The sequence below is a fragment of the Pseudomonas sp. PL-6 genome (assembly GCF_054110165.1).
Genome location: NZ_CM134189.1, coordinates 746752 through 772272, shown reverse-complemented (window position 1 = coordinate 772272; position 25521 = coordinate 746752). Strand labels below are relative to the sequence as shown.

Annotated in this window: 24 protein-coding genes; 4 read left to right on the top strand and 20 right to left on the bottom strand. The window is 65.8% G+C overall.

Features of this window, described 5'->3' with window-relative positions; all coding sequences use genetic code 11:
* Nucleotides 1-53 precede the first annotated feature (53 nt).
* Complete coding sequence (gene ettA / locus ACW9UL_RS03385; protein ID WP_021445295.1) at nucleotides 54-1721, bottom strand: energy-dependent translational throttle protein EttA; 1668 nt, start codon at nucleotides 1719-1721, stop codon at nucleotides 54-56.
* A gap of 414 nt (nucleotides 1722-2135) precedes the next feature.
* Here ettA and ACW9UL_RS03380 point away from each other — a divergent pair, with 414 nt between their 5' ends.
* Nucleotides 2136-6362 carry a sensor domain-containing protein gene (locus tag ACW9UL_RS03380; protein WP_522731731.1) on the top strand — a complete coding sequence of 1409 codons (4227 nt, stop codon included), beginning with the start codon at nucleotides 2136-2138 and terminating at the stop codon, nucleotides 6360-6362.
* A 127-nt stretch (nucleotides 6363-6489) separates the two neighbouring features.
* Here the strand turns inward: ACW9UL_RS03380 and ACW9UL_RS03375 are convergent, their stop codons facing one another.
* From ACW9UL_RS03375 to mpl, 3 genes are read right to left on the bottom strand one after another with little or no spacing between them, the layout of a single operon-like run.
* Nucleotides 6490-6786, bottom strand: a complete 297-nt coding sequence (locus tag ACW9UL_RS03375; RefSeq protein ID WP_457788857.1) for a YceK/YidQ family lipoprotein — start codon at nucleotides 6784-6786, stop codon at nucleotides 6490-6492.
* Entirely contained in the window at nucleotides 6779-7408 is a 630-nt protein-coding gene (ubiX, locus tag ACW9UL_RS03370) for a flavin prenyltransferase UbiX (protein ID WP_397495969.1), read from the bottom strand. The genes ACW9UL_RS03375 and ubiX overlap by 8 nt, the downstream gene beginning before the upstream one ends.
* Entirely contained in the window at nucleotides 7409-8764 is a 1356-nt protein-coding gene (mpl, locus tag ACW9UL_RS03365; protein ID WP_457788854.1) for a UDP-N-acetylmuramate:L-alanyl-gamma-D-glutamyl-meso-diaminopimelate ligase, read from the bottom strand.
* Nucleotides 8765-9006: 242 nt separating this feature from the next.
* On the opposite strand from mpl, the gene ACW9UL_RS03360 reads away from it, so the two are divergent.
* On the top strand, nucleotides 9007-9462 hold the full coding sequence (locus ACW9UL_RS03360) for a GNAT family N-acetyltransferase (RefSeq protein WP_021445133.1): 456 nt from the start codon (nucleotides 9007-9009) through the stop codon (nucleotides 9460-9462).
* A gap of 6 nt (nucleotides 9463-9468) precedes the next feature.
* Here ACW9UL_RS03360 and ACW9UL_RS03355 read toward each other — a convergent pair whose 3' ends face one another.
* Nucleotides 9469-11061, bottom strand: coding sequence for a protein kinase (locus tag ACW9UL_RS03355; RefSeq protein ID WP_457788852.1), 1593 nt, complete (start codon nucleotides 11059-11061; stop codon nucleotides 9469-9471).
* Between the two features lie 115 nt (nucleotides 11062-11176).
* Here ACW9UL_RS03355 and ACW9UL_RS03350 point away from each other — a divergent pair, with 115 nt between their 5' ends.
* Complete coding sequence (locus tag ACW9UL_RS03350; protein WP_457788849.1) at nucleotides 11177-12004, top strand: M90 family metallopeptidase; 828 nt, start codon at nucleotides 11177-11179, stop codon at nucleotides 12002-12004.
* Between the two features lie 78 nt (nucleotides 12005-12082).
* Nucleotides 12083-12610, top strand: coding sequence for an inorganic diphosphatase (gene ppa / locus ACW9UL_RS03345; protein WP_013717208.1), 528 nt, complete (start codon nucleotides 12083-12085; stop codon nucleotides 12608-12610).
* 424 nt (nucleotides 12611-13034) lie between these two features.
* On the opposite strand, the gene thmT is transcribed toward ppa, so the two are convergent.
* The 15 genes from thmT to ACW9UL_RS03270 all read right to left on the bottom strand — a co-directional run bounded on the left by thmT (nucleotide 13035) and on the right by ACW9UL_RS03270 (nucleotide 25146).
* Nucleotides 13035-13226, bottom strand: coding sequence for a 2-hydroxymuconate tautomerase (gene thmT, locus ACW9UL_RS03340; protein WP_045736217.1), 192 nt, complete (start codon nucleotides 13224-13226; stop codon nucleotides 13035-13037).
* Between the two features lie 54 nt (nucleotides 13227-13280).
* A complete protein-coding gene (gene dmpH / locus ACW9UL_RS03335; protein WP_045736216.1) occupies nucleotides 13281-14075 on the bottom strand; it encodes a 2-oxo-3-hexenedioate decarboxylase in 795 nt (264 codons plus the stop codon).
* The gene (gene dmpG / locus ACW9UL_RS03330; RefSeq protein WP_090337463.1) at nucleotides 14075-15109 is read right to left on the bottom strand and encodes a 4-hydroxy-2-oxovalerate aldolase; all 1035 of its coding nucleotides are present in this window, start codon (nucleotides 15107-15109) and stop codon (nucleotides 14075-14077) included. Before dmpG ends, dmpH begins: the two co-directional genes overlap by 1 nt.
* An 11-nt stretch (nucleotides 15110-15120) precedes the next feature.
* Nucleotides 15121-16059 (bottom strand): acetaldehyde dehydrogenase (acetylating), encoded by a 939-nt coding sequence (locus ACW9UL_RS03325; protein ID WP_457788848.1) that lies wholly within the window; start codon nucleotides 16057-16059, stop codon nucleotides 15121-15123.
* Between the two features lie 16 nt (nucleotides 16060-16075).
* Nucleotides 16076-16861 (bottom strand): 2-oxopent-4-enoate hydratase, encoded by a 786-nt coding sequence (gene dmpE / locus ACW9UL_RS03320; protein WP_280064664.1) that lies wholly within the window; start codon nucleotides 16859-16861, stop codon nucleotides 16076-16078.
* 11 nt (nucleotides 16862-16872) lie between these two features.
* On the bottom strand, nucleotides 16873-17721 hold the full coding sequence (locus ACW9UL_RS03315) for an alpha/beta fold hydrolase (RefSeq protein WP_457788847.1): 849 nt from the start codon (nucleotides 17719-17721) through the stop codon (nucleotides 16873-16875).
* 7 nt (nucleotides 17722-17728) lie between these two features.
* Nucleotides 17729-19189, bottom strand: a complete 1461-nt coding sequence (locus ACW9UL_RS03310; RefSeq protein WP_280075339.1) for a 2-hydroxymuconic semialdehyde dehydrogenase — start codon at nucleotides 19187-19189, stop codon at nucleotides 17729-17731.
* 34 nt (nucleotides 19190-19223) lie between these two features.
* Complete coding sequence (locus tag ACW9UL_RS03305; RefSeq protein WP_090439188.1) at nucleotides 19224-20147, bottom strand: catechol 2,3-dioxygenase; 924 nt, start codon at nucleotides 20145-20147, stop codon at nucleotides 19224-19226.
* The gene (locus ACW9UL_RS03300) at nucleotides 20144-20482 is read right to left on the bottom strand and encodes a 2Fe-2S iron-sulfur cluster binding domain-containing protein (protein WP_397495963.1); all 339 of its coding nucleotides are present in this window, start codon (nucleotides 20480-20482) and stop codon (nucleotides 20144-20146) included. The genes ACW9UL_RS03305 and ACW9UL_RS03300 overlap by 4 nt, the downstream gene beginning before the upstream one ends.
* Before the next feature lie 8 nt (nucleotides 20483-20490).
* Nucleotides 20491-21552, bottom strand: coding sequence for a phenol 2-monooxygenase reductase component DmpP (gene dmpP / locus ACW9UL_RS03295; protein WP_457788846.1), 1062 nt, complete (start codon nucleotides 21550-21552; stop codon nucleotides 20491-20493).
* 10 nt (nucleotides 21553-21562) lie between these two features.
* Nucleotides 21563-21922 carry a phenol hydroxylase subunit P4 gene (locus ACW9UL_RS03290; protein ID WP_045736210.1) on the bottom strand — a complete coding sequence of 120 codons (360 nt, stop codon included), beginning with the start codon at nucleotides 21920-21922 and terminating at the stop codon, nucleotides 21563-21565.
* A 71-nt stretch (nucleotides 21923-21993) separates the two neighbouring features.
* Complete coding sequence (locus ACW9UL_RS03285) at nucleotides 21994-23547, bottom strand: aromatic/alkene/methane monooxygenase hydroxylase/oxygenase subunit alpha (protein ID WP_045736209.1); 1554 nt, start codon at nucleotides 23545-23547, stop codon at nucleotides 21994-21996.
* 10 nt (nucleotides 23548-23557) lie between these two features.
* Nucleotides 23558-23830 carry an MmoB/DmpM family protein gene (locus ACW9UL_RS03280; RefSeq protein WP_045736208.1) on the bottom strand — a complete coding sequence of 91 codons (273 nt, stop codon included), beginning with the start codon at nucleotides 23828-23830 and terminating at the stop codon, nucleotides 23558-23560.
* Nucleotides 23827-24828: an aromatic/alkene monooxygenase hydroxylase subunit beta gene (locus tag ACW9UL_RS03275; protein WP_457788845.1), complete on the bottom strand. Its 1002-nt coding sequence runs from the start codon at nucleotides 24826-24828 to the stop codon at nucleotides 23827-23829. Before ACW9UL_RS03275 ends, ACW9UL_RS03280 begins: the two co-directional genes overlap by 4 nt.
* Nucleotides 24829-24876: 48 nt before the next feature.
* Complete coding sequence (locus ACW9UL_RS03270) at nucleotides 24877-25146, bottom strand: phenol hydroxylase subunit (RefSeq protein ID WP_169970791.1); 270 nt, start codon at nucleotides 25144-25146, stop codon at nucleotides 24877-24879.
* Nucleotides 25147-25521 lie beyond the last annotated feature (375 nt).

The window sequence follows — 25521 nt, the reverse complement described above, 5'->3', positions numbered from 1 at the left end:
TCGCCAACGAAAAACGGAGCCCGCAGGCTCCGTTTTTTTCATCTGGCGAAAAGTTATTGCGCCAGCTTCTTGTAGCGCACCCGGTGCGGCTGCGCGGCGGCGTCGCCCAGGCGTTTCTTGCGGTCGGCTTCGAACTCGCTGTAGTTGCCCTCGAAGAAGTTGACCTTGCCGTCGTCCTCGTAGGAGAGGATGTGGGTGGCGATACGGTCGAGGAACCAGCGATCGTGGGAGATCACCACCGCGGCGCCGGGGAAGTCCAGCAGCGCCTCTTCCAGGGCGCGCAGGGTTTCCACGTCGAGGTCGTTGGACGGTTCGTCGAGCAGCAGCACGTTGCCGCCCTGCTTCAGGGTCAGAGCCATGTGCAGACGACCGCGCTCACCGCCGGAGAGGTCCTTGACGAACTTCTGCTGGTCGGCGCCCTTGAAGTTGAAGCGGCCGACGTAGCCGCGCGACGGCACCTCGTAGTTGCCCACCTTGATCATGTCGAAGCCGTCGGAAATCTGCTCCCACACGGTCTTGCTGCCGTCGAGCAGGTCGCGGCTCTGCTCGACGCTGGCGATCTGCACGGTTTCGCCGATCTCGATGCTGCCGGAATCGGGCTGTTCCTTGCCGGTGATCATGCGCAGCAGGGTCGACTTGCCCGCGCCGTTGCCGCCGATCACGCCGACGATGGCGCCTTTGGGGATGCTGAAGGACAGGTCGTCGATCAATACGCGATCGCCGAAGGATTTCGACACGTTATGGAAATCGATGACCTTGTCGCCCAGGCGCGGGCCGGCCGGGATGTAGATCTCGTTGGTCTCGCTGCGCTTCTGGAATTCCTGCGACTGCATTTCCTCGAAACGCTGCAGGCGCGCCTTGGACTTGGCCTGACGCGCCTTGGCGCCCTGGCGCACCCATTCCAGTTCGGCCTTCATCGCCTTGGCGTGCGACGCCTCGGCCTTGGCTTCCTGGGCCAGGCGGTTGGCCTTGGATTCCAGCCAGCCGGAGTAGTTGCCCTCGTAGGGGATGCCGTGGCCGCGGTCGAGTTCGAGGATCCAGCCGGCGACGTTGTCGAGGAAGTAACGGTCGTGGGTAATCGCTACCACGGTGCCGGGGAAGTCGTGCAGGAAGCGCTCCAGCCAGGCTACCGAGTCGGCGTCCAGGTGGTTGGTCGGTTCGTCCAGCAGCAGCATGTCGGGCGCCGACAGCAGCAGGCGGCACAGCGCAACGCGGCGCTTCTCGCCGCCGGACAGGTGTTCGATCTTGGCCTCCCATGGCGGCAGGCGCAGGGCGTCGGCAGCGACTTCCAGCTGGCGCTCCAGGTTGTGGCCGTCGGAGGCCTGCAGAATCGCCTCCAGCTTGGCCTGCTCGGCGGCCAGGGCGTCGAAGTCGGCGTCCGGCTCGGCGTAGGCGGCGTACACCTCGTCGAGGCGGGCCTGGGCCTGCTTGATCTCGCCCACGGCCTCTTCGACTATGTCGCGCACGCTCTTGTTCGGGTCGAGCTGCGGCTCCTGCGGCAGGTAGCCGACCTTGATCCCCGGCATCGGGCGGGCTTCGCCGTCGATCTCGGTGTCGACGCCGGCCATGATGCGCAACAGGGTCGACTTACCGGCGCCGTTGAGGCCGAGCACGCCGATCTTGGCGCCGGGGAAGAACGACAGGGAGATGTCCTTGAGGATTTCACGCTTCGGCGGGACGACCTTGCTGACCCGATGCATGCTGTAGACGTACTGAGCCATGGAGAACCTGACTGGTGAGAATGGGGTGAAAACGGCGCGTCGCGGCGCGCAGTGCAGAGACCTTAGCCCCTGCCGGGACGCACGCCAAGTGCCGAACGGATGGCTGGCCATGCGCGCGCGGCGCAAAGCTACCGGAATGCGCGAGGCAGGGCAAACCTACGCTCGTCGGCTCAGCTGGCACTTGGCCACATTTGCAGGCATGCTAGCCGGCTCGCGCGAGCGCAGGCCTGCTCGCGCGCCCGACACTCCGCAGTAGCTGCAGGTTCAGAACCTGTTCAAAGTCTGCTGCGCGTCGGCACTGCTGCGTTAAAAACAGGCTCGGAATGCTCATTTACAGCTCGTAAACTCCGCTTCCTCGCCTGTTTTTGCCTTGCATTGCTCTAGCTCGCGAGACTTTTGAACAGGTTCTAAGACGTGTCGACGCCTTCATCACCACCCTCGTCGCCTCAGGGAGAGTCGCACGCACCGCGCCGCCGCGAATCGCTCAAGCGCGTCCTGGTGGTGCTGGTGCTGGCCATGCTCGGGCTGCTGGCCTGGCAGCTGCTGCAGGAATACCGCCAGCTGCTGGACAACCAGCGGCAGTTGAGCCGCAGCTACAGCGAACAACTGGCCAAGCACCTGGGCCTGAACATGCGCCTCAAGGCCCAGGCCGGCCAGGCCATGCTGCAGAGCAGCGAACCCCGTAGCGTCAGCGCGGACGGGCTGGCCGCGCAGCTCAAGCCGCTGCGCGGCATCTTCCCGACCCTGGCCAGCCTGGCGTGGCTCGACGGCCATGGCCAACTGCTGGCCGACAGCGCCGGCGAGACCGCCGACCTGAGCTTCATCCGCAGCCTGCAGCAACGCAGCGGCGGCGCGCCCTACCACTTCGCCTTCAGCGCCCACGACGGCGGCGCGCTGTACCTGCTGCTGCGCCAGCCCGACGGCAGCGCGCGAGTGCTGCGCATGAGCGTGCGCGCGCTGCGCGGCTGGCTGCGCGAGCAGCACCAGAGCGAACACGCCTGGCTGCTCGAAGACCTGCAGAGCCGGCGGGTGATCGCCCGTGCCGACGCCCTGCAACAGGGCAGCCTGGTCGCCCCGGTCACCGCCGAGGAGCAGGCGCAGAGCCTGCAGCTGATCCCCTTAGACGGCAGCGACTGGCAGCTGCGCGCGCTGTTCGACGCCGATCGCGCCGGCAGCCAGCTGATGCCGGCCCTGGCCGGCAAGTTTCTGCTGTTCACCCTGTGCAGCCTGCTCACCCTGCTCGCCCTGTACGGCCTGCAGCGCGAACAGCGCAGCCTGCAGCGGCTCAACGCCGAATCGCGGCGCTCGCTGCGCCAGGCCGCCAGCGCCCTCGGCGCGGTGGAGGAACGCATCCTGGTGACCCAGGCCGACGGCAAGCTGCGCTACCTCAACCCGCAGGCCGAGGCGCTGTTCGGCCAGAGCAGCCAGGCGGTGTGGGATCGCCACCTGCTGGAGCTGCTGCCCGACCTCGATCCGCTGCTGCTCAACAGCCCGCAACAGACCAGCGACCTGGGCCCGGAGCTGGTACGGGTGGTGCAGCAGGGCCGCGCGCGCCTGTTCGCCGTGACCCGCAGCGACATCAGCGAGGGCGGCCGCCAGGCCGGTTACGTCTGGGTGCTGCGTGACGTCACCGACGAGCAGCAGGCGATGCGCGTGCTGCAGGAAACCCGGCGACGCTACCAGGACATCTTCGAAGGCACCGGCGTGGCCCTGTGCGTGCTCGACCTGGCCGGCCTGCGCAGCTTCCTCCTGCAACACAAGCTGCGCGACAGCGCGAGCCTGGACCGCTGGCTGCAGGCCGACGCCGGGCACCAGCGGCAGCTGCTGCAACAGCTGCGCATCACCGAGGCCAATCAGGTGGCGCTCAACCTGCTCGGGGTCAGGTCCACCGAGCAGGCCTGGCAGCAGCTGATCGACTGCGGCCCGCTGCAGCCGGACGACCTGCGCTACAAGCTGGCGGTGGCCGTACTGGAGGGCCCCAACCTGGTCGAGCTGGAGACCCAGCTGGTCACCGCCCAGGGCCTGCAACGCCATGTCTGGCTGGTGCTGCGTCTGCCGGAGATGATCCAGGACTACCAGGCGGTGACCCTGAGCATCGGCGACATCACCAGCCGCAAACGCATCGAGCTGTCGCTGATCGAACGCGAGCGCTTCTGGTCCGAGGTGGTCCGCTCGGTGCCCGACCTGCTCTACGTGCACGACATGCAGAACAAGCAGGTGCTGTTCAGCAACCACAGCCTCGGCCTGCAGCTGGGCTACAGCGTCGGCGAACTCAAGGCGATGGCCGGGGAATTCTGGGAGCAGGTGCTGCACCCGGACGACAGCGATTACTACTGGCGCATCCGCAATCTGCAGAAGGTTATCGGCGACGGCCTGCTGCTCGAATCGGTGCTGCGCTGGCGCCACCGCGACGGCCAGTGGCGCTGGTTCAGCATCCGCGAACAGGCCCTGGCGCGCGATCCGCGCGGCCGGGTCAGCCGCCTGATCGGCGTGGCCAAGGACATCACCGAACAGATCGAGCGCAACCAGTCGCTGCGCGACAGCGAGCAGCGCTACCGCCTGCTGGCGGAAAGCATCAGTGACGTGATCTTCTCCACCGACGACAGCCTGGCGCTGAACTACGTCAGCCCCTCGGTGGAGCCTGTGCTGGGCTACTCGGTCGACTGGGTGATGGCCAACAGCTTCTCCAGCCTGGCGGCCAACCCCCAGCAATTGAACGGCCTCAACCTGCTGCTCGAACGCATCCGCGACGCCCTCGGCGACCGCCCCCGCCTCGACCGCCTGCGCGAGGAGCTGCCGGACCAGCTGTTCGTCTTCGACTGCCTGCGCGCCGACGGCCACAAGATCCCGGTGGAACTGCGCCTGGTGCTGATGTGGGACGAGAACGGCCGCTTCGAGGGCATCCTCGGCGTCGGCCGCGACATCAGCCAACAGCGCCGCGCGGAGAAGGACCTGCGCATGGCCGCCACGGTGTTCGAGCACTCCACCGCGGCCATTCTGGTCACCGACCCGGCCGGCTACATCGTCCAGGTCAACAAGGCCTTCAGCCGGGTCAGCGGCTACTCCGCCGGCCAGGTGCTCGACCAGCTGCCCGGCATGCTCACCGCCGACCGCCAGCAGGCGACGCACCTGCAGTACATCCTCGGCCAGCTCAACCAGCGCGGCAGCTGGGAGGGCGAAGTGTGGCTCAAGCGCAAGGGCGGCGAGAACTTCCCGGCCTGGGTCGGCATCACCGCGGTGCACGACGAGGAAGGCGACCTGGTCAGCTACGTGTGCTTCTTCAGCGACATCAGCGAACGCAAGGCCAGCGAGCAGCGCATCCATCGCCTGGCCTACTACGACGCCCTCACCCACCTGCCCAACCGCACCCTGTTCCAGGACCGCCTGCACAGCGCCCTGCAGCATGCCGAGCGGCACGACGAGTGGGTGGTGCTGATGTTCCTCGACCTCGACCGCTTCAAGCCGATCAACGACTCGCTCGGCCACGCCGCCGGCGACCGCATGCTCAAGGACGTGGCCATCCGCCTGTCGGCCTGCGTCGATGGCGACGACACCGTGGCGCGCATGGGCGGCGACGAATTCACCCTGCTGCTGCAGCCGCGCGCCACCCGCGAGGGCGCACTGAACCGGGCGATCCACGTCGCCGAGCAGATCCTCTCCAGCCTGGCGCGGCCCTTCGTCCTCGAGGGCCGCGAGTTCTTCGTCACCGCCAGCATCGGCATCGCCCTGGCGCCGCAGGACGGCGAGGAACTCAGTCAGCTGATGAAGAACGCTGACACCGCCATGTACCACGCCAAGGAGCGCGGCAAGAACAACTTCCAGTTCTACCAGGCGGACATGAACGCCAGCGCCCTGGAGCGTCTGGAACTGGAGAGCGACCTGCGCCACGCCCAGGAACAGGGCCAGTTCGTCCTGCACTACCAGCCGCAGTTCTCCGGCGACGGCCGGCGCCTGACCGGGGTCGAGGCGCTGCTGCGCTGGAACCATCCGCGCCGCGGCCTGGTGCCGCCGGACGAATTCATTCCGGTGCTGGAAGAACTCGGCCTGGTGGTGCAGGTCGGCGACTGGGTGCTGGACGAGGCCTGCCGCCAGCTCAAGGCCTGGCACGAGGAGAAGATCCGCATCCCGAAGATCTCGGTCAACCTGTCGGCGCGCCAGTTCGCCGAGGGCGACCTGCACACCCGCATCGCCGCCATCCTCGCCGGCAGCGGCATCCCGCCGGCCTGCCTGGAGCTGGAGCTGACCGAGAGCATCCTGATGCGCGACGTGGCCAGCGCCATGCAGACCCTGGCCGACCTCAAGCGCCTCGGCCTGTGCATCGCGGTGGACGACTTCGGTACCGGCTACAGCTCGCTCAACTACCTCAAGCAGTTCCCCATCGACGTACTGAAGATCGACCGCAGCTTCGTCGACGGCCTGCCCGAGGGCGAGCAGGACGCGCAGATCGCCCGCGCCATCATCGCCATGGCCCACAGCCTGAACCTGGCGGTGATCGCCGAGGGTGTGGAAACCCAGGCGCAGCTCGACTTCCTGCGCATGCACGAGTGCGACGAAGTACAGGGCTACCTGCTCGGCCGACCGATGCGGGCGCAGCAGTTCAGCGCCCAGTTCGGCAATACGGCGCTGTTTATCCTGAGCTAAACGCAACCCTGGGATGGGTTAGCCGCCAAGGAGGTATGGGCCAGGAGCGCATGTTCTGCGTGGCGCCCCATCGCGGCGCCTGGCAGCTCTGTCGTATCAGGACAAATGCACCCGCCGCTAACCCAACCTACAGCCCGCCGCTGACGCCCAGGCTGATCCCCAGCGCGGTGGCCAGGGAGAACGGCAGCAGCAGGGTATCGAGCAGCGCGCTGGCCGGCAGGTCCAGCCCCGGGTAACGCGGCGCCTCGGCGCCGAAGCGGTCCAGCGGGCAGCACCCCCCATTGATGGCATACCAGTCCAGCCGCGTGCCGGCATAGACCACCGGCGCATCGACCTTGGCCGCATCCAGGGTGCGCACCGTGGCGCAGCCGGTCAGGCTCAGCAACGCCAGAGCGAAGGCGCTCAGGCGCAGGGCGCTAGTCATCCGACACCAGGTGATGCTCGCCCCAGCGCGGCAGCATGTCCTGGGGTATGCCCAGACAGTTGAGGATGCGCGCGACGACGAAGTCCACCAGATCGTCGAGGGTCTGCGGCTGGTGATAGAAACCGGGCGAGGCCGGCAATATGGTCACGCCCAGGTTCGACAGCTTGAGCATGTTCTCCAGGTGGATGCTCGAATACGGCGCCTCGCGCGGTACCAGGATCAGCTGGCGACGCTCCTTCAGCGCCACGTCGGCGGCGCGTTCGATCAGGTTATTGCAGGCGCCGCTGGCGATGGCCGACAGGGTGCCGGTGCTGCACGGCACCACCACCATGGCGGTCGGCGCACCGGAGCCGGAGGCCGCCGGCGCCAGCCAGTCTTCCTTGCCGTAGACGCGGATCTGCCCCGGCGCGGCGCCGGTGTACTCGGTGAGGAACTGGGCCATGGCCTGCGGCTTGGCCGGCAGCGCCACATCGGTCTCGGTGGCCATCACCAGCTGCGCGGCCTTGGAGATCAGAAAGTGCACCTCGCGCTCCTCCTGCACCAGGCAGTCGAGCAGGCGCAGGCCGTATTGCGCGCCGGAGGCGCCGGTCATCGCCAGGGTGATGCGTTCGGGGCCTGACATCTATCCCTCCAGGGCCTTGGCCAGTTTGCCGTGCAGGCCGCCGAAGCCGCCGTTGCTCATGATCACCACCTGGGTGCCGGGGCGCACCAATGCTTTGACCCCGTCGATGATCGACTCCAGCGAGTCGCATACGCGGGTCGGGTTACGCGCCTGCGCCACGCTGGCGGCCAGATCCCAGCCCAGGTTCGGCGGCGCGTACCAGAACACCGCGTCGGCCTGCTCGGCGGACTCGGCCAGGCCGTCGCGATGGGCACCGAGCTTCATCGAGTTGGAGCGCGGCTCGATCACCGCGATCACCTGGGTCTCGTCCCCCACGCGCTTGCGCAGGCCGTCGAGGGTGGTGGCGATGGCGGTCGGGTGGTGGGCGAAGTCGTCGAAGACGGTCACGCCACCCACTTCGGCGACTTTCTCCATGCGCCGCTTGGCGTTGACGAACCGGCCCAGCGCCTCGATACCCAGCGCCGGCACCACGCCGACGTGACGTGCCGCGGCCAATACAGCCAGGGCATTGGCGACGTTGTGCTGGCCGGTCAGTTGCCAATCCACCACGCCCTCGGCCTTGCCATCGAAGCTCACCTCGAAGCGCGAACCGTCGGCGGCGAGCAGGCGCGCCTGCCACTGGCCGCCTTCGCCCGTGGTCTGCACCGGCGTCCAGCAGCCCATCTCGATCACCCGCGCCAGCGCGCTTTCACCGGCCGGATAGATCACCAGCCCCTCGCCGGGAATGGTCCGCACCAGATGATGGAACTGCCGTTCGATGGCTGCCAGATCCGGGAAGATATCCGCGTGATCGTATTCCAGGTTATTGAGGATGGCGGTACGCGGGCGGTAATGGACGAACTTGCTGCGCTTGTCGAAGAAGGCGCTGTCGTATTCGTCGGCCTCGACCACGAAGAACGGCGTGCCGCCCAGGCGCGCGGAGATGCCGAAGTTCTGCGGCACGCCGCCGATCAAAAAGCCCGGGCTCATGCCGGCATGCTCCAGCACCCAGGCCAGCATGCTCGAACTGCTGGTCTTGCCGTGGGTGCCGGCCACCGCCAGCACCCAGCGCCCCTGCAGCACGTGATCGGCCAGCCACTGCGGGCCGGAGACGTAGGGCAGGCCCTGGTTCAGCACATATTCCACCGCCGGATTGCCGCGGCTCATGGCATTGCCCACCACTACCAGATCGGGCGCCGGCTGCAGGTGCGCCGGATCGTACCCCTGCATCAATTCGATGCCCTGGGCTTCGAGTTGGGTGCTCATGGGCGGGTAGACGTTGGCGTCGGAGCCGGTGACGCGGTGGCCGAGTTCCTTGGCCAGAACGGCCAGCGAGCCCATAAAGGTGCCGCAGATGCCGAGAATATGGATATGCATGAATGCCCTCTGGAGATGGCCACACCGGGCCTGGACGCGATGGCGGCAGGTTAGCACAGCGCCCGCCGGGCGACTGCTGCGCCCTGTTCAGACCGAGGCGCGAAGACCAAGTTGCTCCGCAGCGAAAAATCAAACGCTTGCTTGGATTGCGCTTTCAACTGGCTTTGAGGCAGCATCACCTGGCCTGCTGGCACAACAGCTGCATCGTCACTCCAGTCCAACCACAGAAGTCGAGGCCCGCCATGCGCATCGTCCAAGCCACCCTGGAGCACCTGGACCTGCTGACCCCGCTGTTCGTCAAATACCGCGAGTTCTACAACGAACTGCCCTTCCCCGAGTCGTCGCGCAAGTTCCTCGAAAAGCGCCTGCGCCGCAAGGAATCGGTGATCTACCTGGCGCTGGCCGACGACGAGGACAAGCTGCTCGGCTTCTGCCAGCTCTACCCCAGCTACTCCTCGCTGTCGCTCAAGCGCGTGTGGATTCTCAACGACATCTATGTCGCCGAGGACGCCCGCCGCCAACTGGTGGCCGACCGCCTGCTGCAGACCGCGAAGAAGATGGCCAAGGACACCAACGCCGTGCGCATGCGCGTAGCCACCAGCCGCGACAACGAGGTGGCGCAGAAGGTCTACGAGTCCATCGGCTTCGTCGAGGACGAGCAGTTCAAGAACTACGTGCTGCCGATCAACGCCGACTGAGCCACCTCAGCCCAGGCTGAGCAGCAGACCCAGCAGCAGCGGCAGGGCAAACAGCCCCAGCAACGCCAGGCGCGCCGGGCGCAGCGGCGGACGCGAACGCCGCGCGCTGCGGTGGCGCTCGAGCGGCTGCTGCAACGCCTGCTGCAACTCCGACAGCGCCTCGAAACGCGCCTGCGGCTGCGGCGCCAGGGCGCGCGCCAGCACACCATCCCAGCCCGGCGGAATGCGCACGGAGAAATGCGCCAGCGGCACGTAGCAATGGCCGGGGCCGACCTCGCTGCGCGCCACCTCCGGCCATTGCCCGCACAGCAGCCAGTAGGCCAGCGCCGCCAGCGCCAGTTGATCGGCGCGGCCATCCACCGCCCGCCCAGCGCGCAGTTCCGGCGCCAGCGGCACCGCTTGTGCCGGCAGCGGCTGGCGCGCCACGCCCGGCAGGATGGCGGCGTGTTCCGCCAGCAACAGCAACCGCCCGTCGTCGCCGAGCAGGATCTGCCTGGGGTTCAGCCACAGCCCCTGCATGCCGCGGCGCTGCAGCGCGCGCACGGCGCCGATCAGTTGCGTCAGCAGGGTCAACAGGGTCTGCGCATCCGGCGCGCCATGAGCCGCCGCCCAATCCACCAGGCTGCGCATGCCGGGCGGCGGCGCGGCCAGCGCCAGGTAGGCATGGCTGCGCGCGCGCAGCGGCGACAGCACCTGCGCCAGGGCGCGCTGCGGGCTGCGGCGCAGGGCCCATTCGCGCTGCCAGAAAGCCTCGTCGGCGTCTCGCTCGGCGAACCACAGCAGCGCCTCGCGCCCGGCCTCGTCGCGAGCCAGGAACAACCGGCCCGGCGGGCCGTAGGGGCAGCCGCGCAGTAGCGTCCAACCGTCGACCTGCAGGCCGGGTGCGACATCGACCAGCGCCGTACGCTGCGGCGTCGGCAGCGTCGGCGGCAAGCCCTCGCCGGCCCCCGGACAGAGCAGCACCGCCGCCCCCGGCGCCTGCAGCAGCGGTCGCAGTGCCTGACCCAGGCCCGCGCCGTCGAGCGTCCCGACGCCCTGGCACAGCGGCTGCAGGTCGCCGACCGCGAGCAGCGGCTGCGGCGCCAGCAGCAACAGCTCGTCCGTGCGCAACGTCAGGCCGTGCTGCACCAGCGCCAGCTCGGCCTGAGCGCCCAGGGCCATGCCGTCGCGGCCGACCAGCGTCTGCACGCCGGCGCCGTGCACTCGCGCCAGGCCGATGCTGCCGGCCTGAAGGAACTGCAACGCGTCGCCCTGCACCAGCAGCAGTCCGGCATACAGCTCGGCGATGCCCTGCCCGGCCTGGCGCCGGCGAAACAGCTGCAGATTGAGCGCCGCCAGCACCTGGCGCGCGGCCTGGGTCTCGCTCCAGCCCTCCGGCGTGCAGCGGTAGTCGGCGAACAGAGCATCGAGATGCTGCTCCAGGCTTTGCACCACATCGGGGCAATGGCGCGCCCAAAGCAGCGCCACCAGCAGCAGCGGCGGCCGCCCCTGGCGTCCGGCCAGCCACATGGCCCGGGCCCGCGCCGCCTGCTGCGGCAAGTCCAGCCCGGCGCCGAGGGCCAGGCTGAGCGTGGGGTGTTCGAGCAGTTGCAGCGTCATGGCCGGCCCTCCTGCGCAAGCAGCATCCTGCCCGGTCGTTGCAGGCTTTATGCCGACTTGTGGCAGGCGCCCGCGCCGCTTAAGGTGGCCGCATCTTCCCTGTGAGCCTTTCAGCATGTGGTCCTTCAAGGCCTGGCGCCGCCAACGCACCCTCGAACGCAACCCGATCGATCCGGCCCACTGGGCCGAGGTGCGCCGTCGCCTGCCGATCCTCGACGGTCTGGACGAGGCGGAATTGCAGCGCCTGCGCGAGCGCGCCGCGCTGTTTCTCGCCAGCAAGCGCCTGACCGCCCTGCCCGGCGTCGAGCTGGGCGCGGTCGAGCGTCTGCTGCTGGCCGCGCAGGCACAGCTGCCGCTGCTGCACCTGGGCGAGCAGGACTGGTACCGCGGCTTTCACGAGATCGTGCTGTACCCCGACGACTTCCTCAGCCCGCAGCGCCACCGCGACGCCGCCGGGGTCGAGCACGAATGGGACGACGCCCGCAGCGGCGAGGCCTGGCAGCAAGGCCCGGTGATCCTCGCCTGGCCGGGCGTGGAAACCAGCGGAGGCTGGGAAGGCTACAACCTGGTGATCCACGAACTGGCGCACAAGCTGGACATGCTCGAAGGCGGCGCCAATGGCCTGCCGCCGCTGCACCGCGACATGCGCGTGCAGGACTGGGCGCAGGCCATGCAGAGTGCCTTCGACGCGCTCAACGCCGAACTGGACGCCGATCCCGACGCCGAAACCGCCATCGATCCCTACGCCGCGGAAGACCCGGCGGAATTCTTCGCGGTGACCAGCGAATACTTCTTCACTGCACCGGATCTGCTGGCGAACGCCTTCCCGGACGTCTACCGGCAACTGGCCCTGTTCTACCGCCAGGACAGCCTGGCGCGATTGCGACGTTTGCAGGCGGAACACCCCGACTACAAGGCGGTCGAAAACGCGACCAATGGCTGAGTAGGCTGCCGTAGTAACGCATTGCGAATACGCCTATAATGCGCCCCACTTTTTTGGCCCTCCCTGGGAGTTTCCCCCATGAGCTACAGCAAGATCCCGGCTGGTAAAGACCTGCCGAACGACATCTACGTTGCCATCGAAATCCCGGCCAACCACGCGCCGATCAAATACGAAATCGACCACGACACCGATTGCCTGATGGTCGATCGTTTCATGGCCACCCCGATGTTCTATCCGGCCAACTACGGCTTCATCCCGCACACCCTGGCTGACGACGGCGACCCCCTCGACGTGCTGGTCGTGACCCCTTATCCGGTCGCGCCGGGTTCGGTGATCCGCGCCCGTCCGGTCGGCGTACTGCACATGAGCGACGAAGCCGGCGGCGACGCCAAGCTGGTTGCCGTTCCGCACGACAAGCTGACCGTTCTGTACAAGGACGTTCAGGAATACACCGACCTGCCCGCGCTACTGATCGAGCAGATCAAGCACTTCTTCGAGAACTACAAGGATCTGGAGAAGGGCAAGTGGGTCAAGGTAGAAGGCTGGGGCGGCGCTGAAGAAGCCCGCGGCCTGATCAACAAGGCAGTCGCGGCTTACCAAAAATAAGTCCTGACCACCTCCGAAAAGCCGGCCACAAGCCGGCTTTTTTATTGCCCGAAGAAATCCACCAAGATCCACGAGCCCTAGAAATACAGGGCATTAGGCTTACCACCCATCCCAAGGCGTCCATGAGCAATCCCCAGAATCCGCCGCCAAGGTGTGGGTGCTCCTCAGGATGGCGGTCGAACCGTCCCAGAGCTTTGAGCCTAGCGGCGAACGGCAGCCGAACGAGCGCGGGGCCGGATCGACAGCCTGCCGTGTTCATCAGCGCTTGTATTAGCCGGGTTTGCCAAGCCTAAGCATAAAAAGCTGCTTGGCCGCGTACCCCGGTAAAACCGCAAAACCGGCAAAAACGCCAGCAAGAACTGTGTGACCCTCTGGATCCTGCGCTGAGACCCATCCGAGACGCAATTTTTACGATACAGACGGACTAGCGCCTGAGCTTGCTCGCCGATTCACCACCGATGCCGAAGTGGTTTTTCGGCATTTCGGTGATGATCACGCGCACCCGCTCGATGGGCGCGTCCAGCGAGCGCGACATGGCCTCGCTGACTTCGCGGATCAGGGTTTCCTTTTGTTCGTCGGTGCGGCCTTCGAGGATATACAGCTGGGCTATAGGCATGGCCTCGTCCTTCAAAAATAGTGGCGGCCGGCACGCAAGCCGGCCGCATGGGGTTTAAACGAAGCGCGCGGACACCGAGCCGAGGCCCTGGTAACGCACGGTGATGTTGTCGCCCGGCGCCACCGGCACCGCCGCGGTGATGCCGCCGGTCATGATGAAACTGCCCGCCGGGATATGCTCGCCGCGTTCGGCCAGCAGGTTGGCCAGCATCGCCACGCTGGAAGCAGGATGGCCAAGCACCGCGGCACCGGCACCGAGCTCCACCACTTCGCCGTTCTTCTCCATCACCACGCCGAGGGTGCGCAGGTCCACGTCGGCCACATTGGCCATCTGCCCGCCGGTAATGAAACGGGTCGAGGAGGCGTTGTCGGCGACCACGCTGATCAGGTCAAACTTGAAGTTCTCGTAGCGCGAGTCGATCACTTCCACCGTCGGCACGACGAAGTCGGTGGCCGCCAGCACCTGGCCGATATGGCAGCCCGGGCCGTGCAGCGGAGCCTTGGTGACGAAGCTGATCTCTGCCTCGATCTTCGGGTGGATCAGTTTGGCGCAATCCACCACGCCGCCGTCGGCGACGCTGAAGTAGTCGGCGAGGAAGCCGTAGATCGGCGTTTCCACGCCCATCTGCGCCATCTTCGCCCAGGAGGTCAGGCCCATCTTCAGGCCGACGATCTTGTTGCCGCGGGCCTCCTTGCGCCGGCGGATTTCCCACTGCACGTCGTAGGCATCGGCGAAGGTCATGTCCGGGTAATCGTTGGTCACCTTGCTGATGTCATGCGCATGCAGCTCGGCGTTTTCGATGTGCTCGGCCAGGGCCAGCACCTGTTCGCGGGTCAGGGTACGGTTCATCAGTTGCGCTCCTTACGGGCGGCCAATAGGTCGAGGGCGACGTCGACGATCATGTCTTCCTGGCCACCGACCATGCGCCGTTTGCCCAGTTCGACGAGGATGTCCACGGCCTTGAGGCCGTATTTCTGCGCGGCCACTTCGGAATGACGGAGGAAGCTGGAGTAGACCCCGGCGTAACCGAGGGCCAGGGTTTCGCGGTCGACCCGCACCGGGCGATCCTGCAACGGTCGGACGATGTCGTCGGCGGCGTCCATCAGGGTGTAGAGGTCGGTGCCGTGCTCCCAGCCGAGGCGTTCGGCGGCGGCGATGAACACCTCCAGCGGTGCGTTGCCGGCACCGGCGCCCATGCCGGCGAGACTGGCGTCGATGCGGTCGCAGCCCTCCTCCACCGCGACGATGGAGTTGGCCACGCCAAGCGACAGGTTGTGGTGGGCGTGCATGCCGGTCTGGGTTTCCGGCTTGAGCACGGCCTTGACCGCGCGGAAGCGCTCGCGCACGTCCTGCATGCTCAGCGCCCCGCCGGAATCGACCACGTAGATGCAGGTCGCGCCGTAGTTCTCCATCAGCTTGGCCTGCTTGGCCAGATGCTCGGGGGCGATCATATGGCTCATCATCAAAAAGCCGACGGTGTCCATGCCCAGCTCGCGGGCGTATTCGATGTGTTGCTTAGAGACGTCCGCCTCGGTGCAGTGGGTGGCCACGCGGACCACCCGCGCGCCGGCGTTGTAGGCCGCCTTGAGGTCGTGCACCGTGCCGATACCGGGCAGCAGCAGGGTGGCGATTTTGGCGTGGCTGATCACGTCGTTGACCGCCTCGATCCACTCCAGGTCGGTGTGCGCACCGAAGCCGTAGTTGAAGCTGGAGCCTTGCAGGCCGTCGCCGTGGGCCACTTCGATGGAGTCGACCTTGGCCTGGTCCAGCGCGCGGGCGATGTCCTGCACGTTCTGCAGCGAGTACTGGTGGCGGATCGCGTGGCTGCCGTCGCGCAGGGTGACGTCGGAGATATAGAGTTTCTTGCCGGGGTTGAATGTCATGGCGATTCTCCTCAGGCCTTGAGCATCGACTGGGCCATGCGCTCGGCAGTGGCCAGCGCGGCGGAGGTCATGATGTCGAGGTTGCCGGCGTAGGCCGGCAGGTAATGGGCGGCGCCTTCGACTTCGAGGAACACCGAGGTCTTCAACCCGCTGAACCGGCCGAGGCCGGGGATGTTCAGCGGCGCGGACTCGGGGATCACGTCGAACTGCACCTGCTGCTTCAGGCGATAGCCGGGCACGTAGGCCTGCACCGCCTGAACCATTTCCTCCACCGAAGCCGCGACGGCGACCTGATCGGCGGCGGCGGACAGCACATACACGGTGTCGCGCATGATCAGCGGCGGCTCAGCCGGGTTCATGATGATGATCGCCTTGCCCTTGGCCGCACCGCCGATCACTTCGATGGCTTTGCTGGTGGTCTCGGTGAACTCGTCGATGTTGGCGCGGGTGCCGGGACCGGCCGACTTGCTGCTGATCGAGGCGACGATCTCGGCGTAATGGACCTTGGCCACGCGGGAGACCGCGGCGACCATCGGGATGGTCGCCTGGCCGCCGCAGGTGACCATGTTGACGTTGAGCTTGCCGAGGTGCTCCTCCAGGTTGACCACCGGCACGCAGTACGGGCCGATGGCCGCCGGGGTCAGGTCGATCAGACGGATGCCCGGTTTGGCCTGGCGCAGCAGCGCCTCGTTCTGCACGTGGGCACTGGCCGAGGTGGCGTCGAAGACGAAATCGATGTCGGCGAATTCGGGCAGCTTGATCAGCCCTTCGACGCCGGCATGGGTGGTCGCCACGCCCATGCGCTGGGCGCGGGCCAGGCCGTCGGAGGCGGCGTCGATGCCGACCATGGCGCCCATTTCCAGGTACTTGGCGTTGCGCAGCACCTTGATCATCAGGTCGGTACCGATATTACCCGGACCGATGATCGCGACTTTGAGTTTCTGGTTCATCTGCAAGCCTCCAAATTTAGGTGAAGCGCACGGAGGCGCTGCCGATACCGCCGATGTCGACGCGCATCACGTCGCCGGCCTTGACCGGCTCCAACGGCACCAGCGAGCCGGACAGGATCACCTCGCCGGCTTTCAGCGCGATGCCGAAACGGCCCAGGGTGTTGGCCAGCCAGGCCACGCAGTTGACCGGCGAACCGAGCGCCGCAGCGCCGGCCCCGGTGCTGATGATGTGGCCGTTCTTTTCCACCACCATGCCGCAGGTGACCAGGTCGACCTGGCGCGGCGATACCGCCTGGTCGCCGAGCACAAACAGGCCGCAGGAGGCGTTGTCCGCCACGGTGTCCTGGATCTTGATTTTCCAGTCGCGGATGCGCGAATCGACGATCTCGAAACAGGGCATCACGCACTCGGTGGCGGCCAGTACGTCGGCGTTAGTCACGCCGGGGCCGATCAGGTCCTTCTTGAGGATGAAGGCGATCTCGCCCTCGGCCTTGGGCTGCATCAGTCGCTGGCTGATCGGCACCGCTTCGCCGCTGTTGAACACCATGGCGTCGGTCAGGTAACCGAAGTCCGGCTGGTGCACGCCCAGCATGTTTTGCACCGCCTTGCTGGTCACGCCGATCTTCTTGCCGATGATCTTCTCGCCGGCCGCCAGGCGTCGTTCGAGCATGCGCAGCGAGATGTGGTAGGAGTCGTCGACGCTGATGTCGAAGCCACGCTCGGTCAGCGGGCTGATCGCCTCGCGGTTGAGCATGGCCTGGTACAGCTCGTCGCCGAGCGCGTTGATCATTATCTGGTCCATGTCGGTCTCTCTCAGGAATGGCGGGCGTCGGCTTCGGCGAGGAAATCCTCGACCAGGCGGGCGAAACGGGCGGCGTGTTCGATCTGCGTCCAGTGGCCGCACTGGCCGAACACGTGCAATTGCGCGCGGACGATCCACTCGGCCAGCGTCAGCGAAGCGGCCAGGGGGATCACCTGATCCTCGCGGCCATGGATCACCAGGGTTTCGTGGGGCAAGGCGCGGATCTGCGCCTCGCTGCTGGCCAGGCCATCGACCCAGCGCTGGCGCGGTGCGGGGAACATCTGCGCGAACGACTCCTGAAAACCGGGGCGGATGCTGGCCTGGTAACGCAGCTCGGCCAGCTCGTCGGTGACCAGGCTGCGGTCGTAGGCGAAGGTGTCCATCAGCCGGCGCATGGTGGCGAAGGACGGCTCATAGCCCCACACATCATCCAGGCCCGGGGTGATCGGAAAGCTAACCCCGGCGCTGCCCATCAGCACCAGCCGGCGCACTCGCTCGGGGTGGCGGATGGCCAGGGCCAGGGCCAGGCCGCCACCGAAGGAGTTACCGACCAGGTCGGCCTGTTCGATGCCCAGGGCATCCAGCACGCCAAGCGCGTGTTCAACCCAGCGCTGTTGGTGGTACTGACCATCGACCGGGCGTTCGCTGTAGCCGAAGCCCAGCATGTCCGGGGCGATCACCCGGCGGCGCTTGGCCAGCTCGGGCATCACCAGGCGCCAGTTGGCCCAGGCGGTGACGCCGGGGCCGGAGCCGTGGATCATCATCAGCGGGAAGCCTTCGCCGCTGTCGTGCAGGTTGGTGCGATAGCCGGCGGCGAGGATTTCGCGGCCGATTTCCGGGCTGTTCTGGGGTGCGCTCATCACGGCCTCACAACTTCACACAGATGTTTTTCAGTTCGGTGTAGAACTCCAGCGAGTGCACACCCCCTTCCCGACCGATCCCGGATTGCTTGCTGCCGCCGAAGGCGGTGCGCAGATCGCGCAGGAACCAACTGTTGACCCAGACGATGCCGGCCTCCAACTGCCCGGCGACGCGGTGCGCGCGGCTGACGTTGTCGCTCCAGAGGGTGGCGGACAGGCCATAGGGCAGGCTGTTGGCCAAGGCGACAGCTTCGGCTTCGCTGTCGAACGGACGGATATGGCAGCACGGACCGAAGATTTCCTCGGTGACCACCGCCGAGTCGTCGGCCAGGCCGGTCCAGATGGTCGGTTGTATCCAGGCGCCGCCCGCCAATGCCTCCGGCATCTGCGGCACGCCGCCGCCGGTGACCACGGTGGCGCCGTCGGCGACGGCTTGCTGGTAGTAGGACAGCACCTTCTCGCGGTGCTTGAGGCTGACCAGCGGGCCGAAGTTGCTGGTCGGGTCGTCCGGCGGGCCGATCACCAGGCTCTCGGCACCGGCCTTCAGGCGGGCGACAAACTCCTCGAAAATCGAGCGCTCGACATACAGCCGCTCGGTGCCCAGGCACACCTGGCCGCAGTTGGCGAAGGCCGAGCGCAGCGTGCCTTCGATGGCCTTATCCATGTCGCAGTCGGCGAAGACGATGCCGGCGTTCTTGCCGCCCAGCTCCAGCGAGACCTGGCGCACGCCTTTGGCGGCGGCGCGCATGATCAACTCGCCAGTGCCGGTTTCGCCCGTGAAGGTGAAGGCATCGACATCCGCGTGTTCGGTGAGGAAGGCCCCGGCGGAATCGCCACCGAAACCATGCACCACGTTGTACACCCCGGCCGGCACGCCGGCGGCCTGCATCACCTCGCCGAGTAGGGTGGTGGTCAGCGGGGTTTCCTCGGAGGGCTTGACCACCACGGTGTTGCCGCAGGCCAGGGCCGGGCCGACCTTCCAGGTCATCAGCAACAGCGGCAGATTCCACGGGCTGATCACCCCGATCACCCCCTTGGGGCGGCGCACCGCGTAGTTGATCGCGCCGCTGCCGTCCGGCGTGGCCATCTCGAAGGCTTCGCTGGGCACGTTCTTCAGCAGGTCGGCGAACACCTTGAAGTTGGCCGCGCCGCGCGGAATGTCGATATGCGAAGCCAGGGATTTCGGCTTGCCGGTGTCCAGGCATTCGGCCTCGAGGAACTCGTCGAAGCGCGCGGTGATGCCATCGGCCACGCGGTGCAGAATGTCCGCCCGCTCGGCCACGCTCATCGCGCCCCACGGGCCGCTCAGCGCGGCACGTGCGGCCTGCACCGCGGCATCGACCTCGGCGCGGCCGGCCTCGTGCACGCGGCCGATCACCTGGCCATTGGCCGGGTTGATGTCGTCGAAGGTGCGACCGCTGGCCGAACCGACGAAGGCACCGTTAATGAAGTGCTTGATCTCTTTCATCTGCGCAATCTCTGCAAAAAGGCGAGCCGGGCTTTCAGGTGAGCACGGTCAGGAAACGTTCGTTGAGCACCCGGTCGTGGTAAAAAATGGCCTTGCCCAAGTCCTTGGCCAGCCAGGTCACGGGCTTGTGGTCCTGGTAGTTGTAATCGCCACCGCAGAACACCTCGTTGCGGTTACCCGAGGGGTCGAAGAAATAGATGGTCTTGCCATGGGTCAGGCCGTGGCGGGTAGGGCCGATGTCGATCGAGGTGTCGGTCATGGAAATCAGGTCGGCTGCGCGCAGCACGTCTTCCCAGGTTTCCAGAAAGAACGAGGCGTGGTGGAAGCGGCCCTTCTCCGTGTGCTGGATGAAGGCCACGTCGTGGGCCTTGGTCGACAGGCTGAGGAACTGCGCGATGCGCGTGCCGTTGTCGTCGACCACCTGTTCGGCCAGGTAGAAACCGAGCACCTCGGTGAACAGCGCATAGGTCGCCTGCAGCTCGTCGCCATACAGCAGGCAGTGGTCGAAACGCACCGCGCGCATGCCCTTGAGATTGCGCGGCCAGGCTTCCGGATTGATCTCCTCCAGCCCCCATTTGCCGGTGTACTCCTTGTCGGCGTAGAGCTCGAAAAAGTGTCCGGACGGCGCCTGGAAGCGCACCCGTCGGCCACACCCCTTGAGTTCGCCGGCGGGGATGGTTTCGATCAGGCAGCCATAATTGAGCAGATCCTGGGTCAGGCGGTTCAGGCAGTCCTCGTCGATCACCTTGAAGCCCATGAAATCCATGCCCGGCTGATCGGCCTCGCGCAGCACCACGGAAAATTTGTCGACCTCGGTCCAGGCCTTCAGGTAGACGCGCCCTTGCTCGTCGCGGTCCATTTCGATCAGACCGAGCAGGTCGCGGTAGTGGGCCAGGGCGCTCTCCAGGTTCAGTACGCGAAGCTGGACGTGACCGGGGCGCATTACGCCTTTTTTCATGACGACACCTCTTGCTGGTTCTTGTTGTTGTGGTCGCCCGGGCCTTGGCGGCGCAGGCATTCGATGCTCAGGTCAGTCTGGGGAAACAGTTGGCAGGCCAGGGCCAGGCCCTGCTTGGCCGCCTCCGGCGGCACATGGTTGCAACTCATCTTGTGGCACTGGTAGCTGCCGCTCAGCACGCGCACCTTGCACAGGCCGCAGCCGCCGCCGCGGCAACCTACCGGCACGCAGCGCTTGCCCTGTTGCTCCATCGCACTGAGCACCGACTGGTCGGGCAGGCAACGGAACGTCTGGCCGCTGACCGTTTCGCGAATCTCATAACCGGCACGGTTCATGATTCACCTCAGATGCGCTTGAACAGGGCCGAACGGGTGCTCTCGCCGGCACCATCGGCGGCGGTGTAGAAGCGCTCCATAAAGATGTCGCGCTCGAACAGCCGGCCTTGCATCAGGGTGGTGATGGCCGCGTCGATCATCGGCGGCGGGCCGCATAGGTAGGCTTTCTGCCCGCCGAAGCGGCCGTCGAAATGCGCCTTGGCGGCGTCGTGGACGAAGCCCTTGAAGCCTTGCCACGTCGGGTCGTCGTTGGCCTGGTTGAGCGCCGGCACATAGCTGAACTGCGGGTGCTGCGCGGCCAGCGCCTCGAACAGCTCGCGGTTGTACAGCTCGGCGACATTGCGCGCGCCCTGGAACAGGGTGATCTGCCGCGTATCGCCGCGCTCGAGCAGATCGAGGATCATCGACTGCGGGCTCGATAAGCCCGAGCCGCCGGCGATGAAGATCAGGTCGCCGGCCTGCGAATCGCGCACGAAGAACTGCCCATAAGGCCCGGACAGCTCCACCGCGTCGCCGACTTTCAGTTGCTTGTGGATAAAGCCGGTGGCCGCACCGCCCTCGACCAGGCGCACGTGCAACTCGACTTCGTCGTTCCGGCTCGGCGGGTTGGCCAGCGAGAAGGCGCGGGTGCCGTCGATGCCCGGCAACGCCAGGTTGACGTACTGCCCGGCCTGGAACGGCATGGGCCGATCGAGCTTGATGTGCAGGCCCTTGATGGTCGGCGACAGATCAACCTGGGCGCTGACCACCCCCCGGTAATCCTCCACCGGATGGCCGAGGAAGTCCGGGTCGGCATCGACGTCGGCTTCGATCACCAGATCGGAGAGCGGAATGGCGCAGCAGGCCAGCACCTTGCGCTCGTCGCGCTCGATGTCCATCAGGGCGAACGGCGAGGCTTCGCCGATATCCACTTCGCCCTCGACCACCTGCACCTTGCAGGTGGCGCAGGTGCCGTGGCCGCAGGCGAACGGCAGCCAGACGCCCTGGCGCAGGGCGGCCTGGAGGATGGTCTGGCCGTCCTCCACTTCGATCACTTCGCCGGTTGGTTCAATGGTGACGTTGTAACTCATGGCACACCTCTCAGCTGCACGAACCCTGAACGCCGTTCAAGCCTGGCGTGCTCAGGCGCAGCAGGCTCTTGTGGTCGATGCCGTTGGCTTCCAGGCTGGCACCGGGATCGGCAGTGAACGGCTGGCCATTGAGCTGCCACACAGCCGCGCTGAAATCGATGCGCGCGCTGTCTGGATGGGCCTTGATCGCCTCCATGAACACCTGCTCGAGGAACGCGCCGAAGGTCATCGCCGGGGCGACCAGAAAGGCGAAGGGCGAGCAGAACATCAGGTGTTTTTCCCAGTAGACGTAGAGCATCTGCATGCCATGGAAATTGGCTTGCAGGTCGCGCGGCGTGGCGCGGTATTCGCTGATCGCATTAACAGTCATGAGCTGACCCTCTTGTTCTTGGAATCGGGGTGGTCAGGGGCGGCAGCGCCACCCCGACCCGGGGTGACGCATCAGGCGGCGTCGCGCGTGTTGTCCGTACCGGCGGGCACTGCCGGGGTGCCGAGTTTTTTCCAGGCCAGCCAGCGCAGGTACTCGGGCGAGCCGACGTACTCGAGGTTGTCCACCCCGATTTTCAGGTGGTAGTACTTCTCCACCACGGTCTGCACATCGCCGCCCTCGCAGTTGCCCTGGTAGATCTGGTGCACCGGCAGCCAGGCCTGGATGTACTTCTCCGGCTCGTGCTGGAAGATCTCGCAGCAGCCATCCGAGCAGAAGTGATAGCGCTCGCCCTCGTGCTCGATCTGCCGGTGGCTGAGGGTGGTCGGGTCGTCCGGCTCGGTGAACAGCGCCGGCACTTGGCACACCTGACACAGCTGCGGCAGGGTGTAGTTGTAGAAGCGCTGGCCTTGGGCATGCTGCTCCTGCCAGTGGTCGAAACGCGGGCGGTAGTACTTGTCGAAGCTGTCCGGGTACTTTTCCGCGAGCCACTGCTGCTCTTCCTGGCTGGGAATCCAGGTGTGGAAGTTGGTGGCCAGGCTGTACTGGTAGAAGGTCGCCCAGATCTGGTGGGTGATGTGCTGCTTGCCGATGGTGGCCTGGTCCTGGTACTTCGGCGGGCGGATGCCGTAGCGCTCGAGGTCCTTGAACAGCGCGCCGCCGTTCTGCTCGTAATACACCTCCCAGGCTTCGGCCCAGGACATCACTTTGTTCGGCAGCATGTAGTCCATCATCATGCCGACCAGACTGAGCAGGCGATAACCGCGCCAGAACCACTTGTCGATCCAGCGTTGGATGATCGGCACGTTGTCTTCGTGCTGTTCGAGCATGAACTTGATCACTTCCAGACCGAGGGTCATGTGCCGCGCTTCGTCCGACTGCGCGGAGAAGCCGAAGGTGACCGTGGCCATGTCGCCGTTGTAGGCGGCGCCGGACATGAACGGCACGAACAGCAGGTTGGTCAGCACGTACTCGAAGGAGAACGAGATGGCGGTGAGGAACTCGAACGGGCCGGCCGAGCGCGCGTCGTCGAAGAACGACTTGGGCACCGAGAGGAACCACACCCGGTCGTGCATGTGGGCGAAATCATGCAGGCCGTTGAAGTGCTTGTTGTAGTGGCTCATCGCATGGATCTGCGTCTGCACGTGGCGCAGCTCGTCGATCGCCTGCATCTGGCAAGCGACCCGCGCGCCGGCGCCGCTGAACTGCCGGCCCGCCCGCGAGTAGCCCTGGAAGGCGCCGTATTCCAGCGGAGAAACGCCGGTGAGGAACAGCTTCAGGGCATTCACGTAACGTGCATCGGAGATGTTCTGGTGGCCGTTGTTCTGCGCGAAGGCGTCGAAAATCGCGTAGAGCTTCTTCTCTTTCTCGGCCTGGTATTTCCAGTAGGCATCCATGGTCAGGCGGAACGGGTCTTCCCACTTGTCCCAGTCGGTGATCTTGATGCCCTCGAAATCCTCGTTGGGGAAGATGTCGGCCTTCTTCTGGTAGCTCGGCTCCCAGGCCATGTCACGGGTCAGGTACTGGTACTTGTCTTTCAGGCTGAGTTTTTTCTTCTGAGTTGTCATGGTCTGCCTCCTAGTTCTTCCACTCGAGGACGAAGCTGTCGTCGTCCTCGGCCACGTTGCCGCCGATGCTGATTACGTCGATGAGCATTTCCTGGACGTCCCACTCGCGACCGATCATTTCCTCCACTGTCGTGCGGCGGATTTCCAGGCGTTGCTCGGCCTGGATGCGGATCATCGCGGGCTGGTACTGGACCTCGGCGTGGGGGTTGTCCTGGGTGATGGCGTCCACCAGGTAACGGGCGTTGTCGTTGTCCTGGAATACGATGAAAGCCAGTTGTTTCATGCTGGTACTCCGGGGCTGCGCAGCCCAAGTTTGTGCAGGCGGGCGGCCAGCGCGGCACGCACGTCGTCGAGGGCGGCCAGGCCGGTGGCCGCTTCGGCCAACGGTTGCAGTGCGGCATAGGCGCGCGGTTCCCAGGCATCCACCCAGGTCTGGATCTGCGCGTGGTTGTCCGCGCTTTCGGCCAGCACCACCTTGAGCATGGCGTCGACCCAGCGGGTGCTTTCGGCGTACCAGTCGCGCATGAATTCGGTGAGCATCGACAGGTCGGCGGCGCCCTCTTCGCCCAGTTGCTGGTCGAAGCGCTGGTACATCAGCGGGTAGCTCATGCCGTCGAGCAGCAGGTTCTGCGCCAGGGTCAGCTCGAACCAGTCCTTGATCACCAGGCTGTCTTCTACGTAGCGCCGCAGGCCTTGCCAGATCGGGTCGTCCATCCAGTAAGCCTTGGCCTGATCCAGCGCACTGCCGCTGCCCTCGCCGAGCAGCAGGCCGATGCGTGACAGGTACTGGCCAATGCCCAGACGATCCATGGCCTGATAGATGTGCAGTTGGGTCATGGTGCCGGCGATGCAGTCGCCGGCAATGCCGCTGTTGTTCATATTGGCGCCCATCTCGGCGTGGCGCAGCGGCACCAGGCAACGCAGGATCTTGTGCTGCAGCGCCTCGGGCAGGCGGCTCAACAGGCCACGTTTTTCGCAGAAGCCGTAGGCATGCTCGGTGGCTTCCTGCATACGCGCCCGGGCCTGCACGTAGGCACCGTAGAAGTACTGGCGCGGGTCGGTGACCGCGTGCCAGTCGGCCATGCGGATCGCCGTACGGCCGGGGTCGTTGAGCTGCCGCTGCGGATCCCACAACGGCCGGTAGTGGAAGTTGGTCGTCGCTTCGATATCGTAGCTGGCTTCCTGATAGCGGCTCGCCGGCTTGTCGCCGAAACGGCGTTGCAGGTTGCCGTAGGTGTGGCGGAGGGTTTCCACCGTATTGGTCTTGATCTCTACGCTCATTTCAACCGTACCGTCTTGTTGTTGTGTGTGTTCGGCTGTCGCTCGTGCTTACTCTCGGTCGTTCGCCTCGCGTCGTCCGACATCGCCGTAGCGCCACTTGGCCGCGTCTTCATCCACCGCTTGGCACATCGCCGCGTCCATCTGCACCACACGCTGGCGCTGGCAGAAGGTGGCGAAGGCTGCCTGTGGCAGTACCAGCTCGACGAACAGCTCCGGATGACCAATGGCGAAATCGAATTCGACGAACCTGGCATCCGGCTCGCTGCGCACCCGGACAAACCGGGTCAGCTGATCGAAGGGAATCTCTGGGTCTTTCATCTCGGCCGGTTCCTGGCTGGTTGCTGGCCAAGGCGCTAACGCAACGCCTGTGCCAAGGCGTCAAAAAATAAGATAAGTATCTGTATTTAAATGATTTTTAATTTATTGATCGGCACCTGCGAGGCGCCGTGAAGGCAGGCGCAACACGGGCTTTTTGAGCATTTGCTCAATTGCCTCGCCGCACTTGAGCAAATGCTCACAGCCCCTGCGCAGGGCAACCGATGGCACACCCCAGAGACTCGCGCCTTTCATCATTTGGTTGACTTTCATCTGCCGAAAAAGGCGAATATGGTGAGTTGGCGTTGCGCCAACACGGCCGGAAAGGCCGCCTGGAGTGTTCGCTGAATACATCGACTACCGTGTGCTTTCCAGGTG

Coding starts and splice junctions, on each gene's coding strand:
- dmpG (WP_090337463.1), bottom strand. CDS start 15,109: ATGACATTCAACCCCGGCAAGAAACTCTATATCTCCGACGTCACCCTG.
- ACW9UL_RS03375 (WP_457788857.1), bottom strand. CDS start 6,786: ATGACTAGCGCCCTGCGCCTGAGCGCCTTCGCTCTGGCGTTGCTGAGC.
- ppa (WP_013717208.1), top strand. CDS start 12,083: ATGAGCTACAGCAAGATCCCGGCTGGTAAAGACCTGCCGAACGACATC.
- ACW9UL_RS03325 (WP_457788848.1), bottom strand. CDS start 16,059: ATGAACCAGAAACTCAAAGTCGCGATCATCGGTCCGGGTAATATCGGT.
- ubiX (WP_397495969.1), bottom strand. CDS start 7,408: ATGTCAGGCCCCGAACGCATCACCCTGGCGATGACCGGCGCCTCCGGC.
- ACW9UL_RS03360 (WP_021445133.1), top strand. CDS start 9,007: ATGCGCATCGTCCAAGCCACCCTGGAGCACCTGGACCTGCTGACCCCG.
- ettA (WP_021445295.1), bottom strand. CDS start 1,721: ATGGCTCAGTACGTCTACAGCATGCATCGGGTCAGCAAGGTCGTCCCG.
- thmT (WP_045736217.1), bottom strand. CDS start 13,226: ATGCCTATAGCCCAGCTGTATATCCTCGAAGGCCGCACCGACGAACAA.
- dmpE (WP_280064664.1), bottom strand. CDS start 16,861: ATGGACCAGATAATGATCAACGCGCTCGGCGACGAGCTGTACCAGGCC.
- ACW9UL_RS03310 (WP_280075339.1), bottom strand. CDS start 19,189: ATGAAAGAGATCAAGCACTTCATTAACGGTGCCTTCGTCGGTTCGGCC.
- ACW9UL_RS03285 (WP_045736209.1), bottom strand. CDS start 23,547: ATGACAACTCAGAAGAAAAAACTCAGCCTGAAAGACAAGTACCAGTAC.
- dmpP (WP_457788846.1), bottom strand. CDS start 21,552: ATGAGTTACAACGTCACCATTGAACCAACCGGCGAAGTGATCGAAGTG.
- ACW9UL_RS03315 (WP_457788847.1), bottom strand. CDS start 17,721: ATGAGCGCACCCCAGAACAGCCCGGAAATCGGCCGCGAAATCCTCGCC.
- ACW9UL_RS03350 (WP_457788849.1), top strand. CDS start 11,177: ATGTGGTCCTTCAAGGCCTGGCGCCGCCAACGCACCCTCGAACGCAAC.
- ACW9UL_RS03300 (WP_397495963.1), bottom strand. CDS start 20,482: ATGAACCGTGCCGGTTATGAGATTCGCGAAACGGTCAGCGGCCAGACG.
- ACW9UL_RS03355 (WP_457788852.1), bottom strand. CDS start 11,061: ATGACGCTGCAACTGCTCGAACACCCCACGCTCAGCCTGGCCCTCGGC.
- ACW9UL_RS03280 (WP_045736208.1), bottom strand. CDS start 23,830: ATGAAACAACTGGCTTTCATCGTATTCCAGGACAACGACAACGCCCGT.
- mpl (WP_457788854.1), bottom strand. CDS start 8,764: ATGCATATCCATATTCTCGGCATCTGCGGCACCTTTATGGGCTCGCTG.
- ACW9UL_RS03290 (WP_045736210.1), bottom strand. CDS start 21,922: ATGACTGTTAATGCGATCAGCGAATACCGCGCCACGCCGCGCGACCTG.
- ACW9UL_RS03270 (WP_169970791.1), bottom strand. CDS start 25,146: ATGAAAGACCCAGAGATTCCCTTCGATCAGCTGACCCGGTTTGTCCGG.
- ACW9UL_RS03275 (WP_457788845.1), bottom strand. CDS start 24,828: ATGAGCGTAGAGATCAAGACCAATACGGTGGAAACCCTCCGCCACACC.
- dmpH (WP_045736216.1), bottom strand. CDS start 14,075: ATGAACCGTACCCTGACCCGCGAACAGGTGCTGGCCCTGGCCGAGCAC.
- ACW9UL_RS03305 (WP_090439188.1), bottom strand. CDS start 20,147: ATGAAAAAAGGCGTAATGCGCCCCGGTCACGTCCAGCTTCGCGTACTG.